Source organism: Sandarakinorhabdus sp. (assembly GCF_040398645.1).
Classification (GTDB): domain Bacteria; phylum Pseudomonadota; class Alphaproteobacteria; order Sphingomonadales; family Sphingomonadaceae; genus Sandarakinorhabdus.
In genome coordinates this window covers 1-4,077 of sequence record NZ_JBBATR010000031.1, presented here as the reverse complement: position 1 = coordinate 4,077, position 4,077 = coordinate 1, and the positions used below count along the sequence as shown (strand labels likewise).

Here is a 4,077-nt window from a genome sequence, read left to right as displayed (position 1 = left end):
GATGAAATCACGGCAATGGGCGGCGAAGCCATGGCCAACGGTGCCAGCGTCACCGACATGGCAGCCGTGGAAAAGATGGTCGCCAACGTCAAGGAACGCTGGGGCCGGATCGATATCCTGATCAACAACGCCGGCATCCTGCGCGACAAGACCTTCATCAAGATGACACTGGATGAGTTTCGCACCGTTGTTGATGTCCACCTGATGGGCAGCGTTAATTGCACCAAGGCGGTGTGGGAATTGATGCGCGAGCAGGGTTATGGTCGCATCTTGATGACCACATCGTCCACCGGGCTGTACGGCAATTTCGGCCAGGCCAATTACGGCGCCGCCAAGCTGGCGTTGGTCGGCCTGATGAAGTCGCTGGCGCTGGAAGGCGCCAAATACAACGTGCATGTGAACACCATCGCGCCGCTGGCCGCGACCCGCATGACAGAAGATTTGTTGCCGCCAGCGCTGCTGGAGAAGATGGGCCCCGAAACCGTGGTGCCGGCATCGGTGTTCCTGGTGTCGCAAGACGCGCCGACCAACGTGATCCTCAACGCCGGCGGCGGCGGTATCGAGCGGGCCTACATCACCCTGACGCGCGGCATTCACCTGTCCGCCGATGAAATGACTGCCGAGCACGTCGCGGCGCGCTTTGCCGACATCAGCGACCGCACCGGCGAACTGGCGCCAGACAATGGCGGCGCCCAGGCCCAGGTGTCGCTCAGCGGCGGCAAGTAACAACAGGCGTGGCCCAGGGCGGGAGGGCCTACCCCTCCACCGCCTTCAGCAGCCGCCGTTCGAGGACGGCGAGCACGCCGGCCAGTTCGTGGCCGCGTTTCAGCACCACGCCGCCTTCGCCATACAAGACCCATTCGCCTTGGCGGCTCCGCAGTGCCGGGTCCTTGACCACGCGGGCTTCGGGGTTTTCGGCGGCACGGCGGAAGGCCGAGAAACTGGCCTGTTTGCTGCCCAGTTCCAGCGCATAATCACGCCACTGGCCAGCGGCGACCATGCGGCCATAAAGCGACATGATGCGATCAAGCTCGATCCGAGTGAAGGCGACTTGGCGCGGGCGGTTGTGGGGGCCAGAGGTTGGCGTTGCGGGCGGGCTGAGCGGAATGACACTGTTCACGCTGCAAATGTGGCGCGGAGCGCAGCGCAGGTCAACCAGTGGTAAAGGGCCACCCAGCGATCCCCAAGGGCCACCCAGCGGTCACCGGGGGTCACTCAGTGGCCACCAGCAGGCACTCGCGGGCCGCCTCAACCGGTCTTGCGCCGGGCTTCCTCGCAGGTCAGTTCATCAAGGCGGGCCTTGAGCACATCCATCTCGCAGCGCAGCAATTCCAGCTTCTGGGTTTCGGGATCGAACTTCTGCGCGCACGGTGTGCCGTAGGGCATGAACGGCTTGGCATAGTCTTCGGCGGCAACCACCACCGGCCTGGCGGGGATGCCGACCATGGTGGCGCCGGCCGGCACATCGCGGGTGACCACGGCATTGGCGCCGATGCGGGCATTGGCGCCCACCATGATCGGCCCCAGCACCTGCGCGCCGGAACCGATGATGCTGCCATCGCAAATCGTCGGGTGGCGTTTGCCGCTGATGCCGCCGGCCGGATCAGTGCCGCCCAGGGTAACGCACTGGTAAATCGTGACATTATCGCCAATCTCAGCGGTTTCGCCGATGACCACAAAGCCGTGATCAATGAAGAAATTGCGGCCGATACGGGCGCCGGGGTGAATATCGATGGCGGTGATCAGCCGGGAAAGATGGTTGATCAGCCGCGCCGCAAAAAACAGCCGGGCAGCGAACAAGGCGTGGGCAACGCGGTGCAGCCCCAGCGCCCAGACGCCAGGATAAATCAGGATTTCAAGACGCGAGCGCGGTGCCGGATCACGCTGCTTCACCGAATCAAGATAGGCGATCAGTCCCATAGCAACCTCCCGGTAGTGGCTCTCCAACAAGGGATTTGAGTGTCACTTAGCCGTAACAGCACAAAAAGGCCAGTCATCTATAACAGATGACTGGCCTTTCAGGTCCAGAGCCCACAGGCAATGCTGGGAGGGCGGCTTTACAGCGACGTTGTTAAAGCGCCTGAAGGGTGCGCGCGACGGCGTGCACAACCGCAGCAATGCGCACAGCGGCTTGGATCTTGTCCGTGCCGACGCCATGCTGGGCCAGCACCTTGTCGTGGGCATCGATGCACATGCCGCAGCCGTTGATGGCCGATACCGCCAGGCTGAACAGCTCAAAATCGGCCTTTTCGATGCCGGGCGCACCGATCACGTTCATGCGCAGCTTGGCCGGCATGGTTTTGTAATCGGGCCGCGAAGCCATGTAGGTAAAGCGGTAGTAAATGTTGTTCATCGCCATGATGCTGGCGGCGGCCTTGGCGGCGGTCATCGCTTCGGCGGTCAATTTGGTGGCGGCTTCGGCCTCTGCGGCCTCGATCAGCGGCTTGTGGGCACAGGCATGCGCCACCGCGACGATGGTGCCCCACTTCTGCTGATCAGTGAGCAGTTGCTCGGCGAGCAGGCTGGACACGTTCAGGCGCAGATCCTTGGCGTAGTCCGGCAGGGTCTTGGCGAGTTCGGAAAACATCATGGTACGCTCCGCTTAACCCCTCTCCCCTTACGGGAGAGGGAGGGGCCCGCGCGCGAAGCGCGTGGGAGAGTGAGGGGGTAAGCGGGGGGAGGGGGCGCTTGGCCAACCCTCACCCCGCTCAGCTTCGCTGAGTCGCCCTCTCCCCAAATGAGAGAGGGAACAACTTCAGGCGGCTGGCTTGAGGGTCTCTTCGCCGCCCTGCCAGTTGCAGGGGCACAGCTCGTCGGTCTGCAGCGCATCGAGAATGCGCAGCGTTTCGGCGGGGTTGCGGCCCACGTTCAGGCCATTTGCAGTCACATGCTGGATGACATTGTCTGGATCGATGATGAAGGTCGCGCGCAGCGGCACGCCGGCACCGGCCACGATGATTCCCAGGGCGTCAGCCAGAAACTTGGAGTTGTCAGCCAGCCATGGGAAATCGCAGGCAGCCAGACGCTCGTCGCTCTTGCGCCATGCGAAGTGCACGAAATCGGTGTCGGTCGATGCGCCGATCAGCACGGCATCACGATCGGCAAAATCACCCATCAGATCGCCGTAACCAATGATTTCGGTCGGGCAAACGAAGGTGAAATCCTTGGGCCAGTAAAAAAGGATCTTCCACTTGCCGGGATAAGCGGTCGCGATGTTCAGCGTTTCGCCGCCCGGCAGTGCGGCGACGCCCTGCTGCACCGGCAGATCGAAGGAAGGTATCGTATCGCCAACGGTCATTGCCATGGGGAAATCCTCTTATTTTAAAGGTCTATCACGGTCCGCAGCACCCTTGCGGTGCCCCGGATGCTTGCGTGATGGTCGTTGCCGAGATAGAAATCCAATCGATAATATCTCTGTTACAAATCGATTGCATCAATGACCGCATTCCAGCCCACGCTTAAGCAATTGCAATATCTGACGGCGCTGCACATCCATGGCCATTTCGGCCGGGCGGCGGAAACCTGCTTTGTCACCCAGTCCACGCTTTCGGCTGGCCTTGCCGAACTGGAATCGCTGCTTGGTGTGCGCCTTGTCGAGCGCAATCGCCGCGTGGTGCGCTTCACGCCGATGGGTGAGCGGGTGGTGGCAAAGGCCTATGCCGTGCTGCGCGAAACCGATGAGCTGGTCGGGCTGACCGTGGGCGGTGACAAGCCGCTGGCCGGGCCGCTGCGGCTGGGCGTGATTCCCACCATTGCGCCCTACCTGCTGCCGCGCGTTGCCGGCCATATCCGCCGCGCCTATCCCGATCTGAAGCTGCATCTGCGCGAAGACATGAGCGGCCCGGCCACCGAGGCGCTTGGCCGCGGCATGCTTGACGCCGTGCTGCTGGCGCTGCCGTGGGACACCCCGGGGTTGGCGGTGATGCCGTTGTTTGATGATCCGTTTTTTCTGGTGTTTGCGCCTGGCGATCTGCCGGACCCGCCGCCGGCGGTGGCTCCGGATGCGATCAACACCGAGAGCCTGCTGCTGCTGGAAGACGGCCACTGCCTGAAGGACCAAGCGCTATCGGCATGCGG

Annotated in this window: 6 protein-coding genes; 2 read left to right on the top strand and 4 right to left on the bottom strand. The window is 62.7% G+C overall.

Features of this window, described 5'->3' with window-relative positions; translation table 11 throughout:
• Window positions 1–726 (top strand): SDR family NAD(P)-dependent oxidoreductase (locus tag ABWP50_RS08615; protein ID WP_353217588.1); only part of this gene is annotated, 726 nt, incomplete at its 5' end.
• 28 nt (window positions 727–754) lie between these two features.
• On the opposite strand, the gene ABWP50_RS08610 is transcribed toward ABWP50_RS08615, so the two are convergent.
• From ABWP50_RS08610 to ABWP50_RS08595, 4 genes are all read right to left on the bottom strand, one after another.
• Window positions 755–1,120 (bottom strand): DUF2794 domain-containing protein, encoded by a 366-nt coding sequence (locus tag ABWP50_RS08610; protein WP_353217587.1) that lies wholly within the window; start codon window positions 1,118–1,120, stop codon window positions 755–757.
• Between the two features lie 128 nt (window positions 1,121–1,248).
• Entirely contained in the window at window positions 1,249–1,920 is a 672-nt protein-coding gene (gene epsC / locus ABWP50_RS08605; RefSeq protein WP_353217586.1) for a serine O-acetyltransferase EpsC, read from the bottom strand.
• A gap of 151 nt (window positions 1,921–2,071) precedes the next feature.
• Window positions 2,072–2,590, bottom strand: coding sequence for an alkylhydroperoxidase, AhpD family (ahpD, locus tag ABWP50_RS08600; RefSeq protein ID WP_353217585.1), 519 nt, complete (start codon window positions 2,588–2,590; stop codon window positions 2,072–2,074).
• Between the two features lie 165 nt (window positions 2,591–2,755).
• Entirely contained in the window at window positions 2,756–3,304 is a 549-nt protein-coding gene (locus ABWP50_RS08595; RefSeq protein ID WP_353217584.1) for a peroxiredoxin, read from the bottom strand.
• A 132-nt stretch (window positions 3,305–3,436) separates the two neighbouring features.
• Between ABWP50_RS08595 and ABWP50_RS08590 the strand changes: the two genes are divergently transcribed.
• Window positions 3,437–4,077 (top strand): LysR substrate-binding domain-containing protein (locus tag ABWP50_RS08590; RefSeq protein WP_353217583.1); only part of this gene is annotated, 641 nt, incomplete at its 3' end.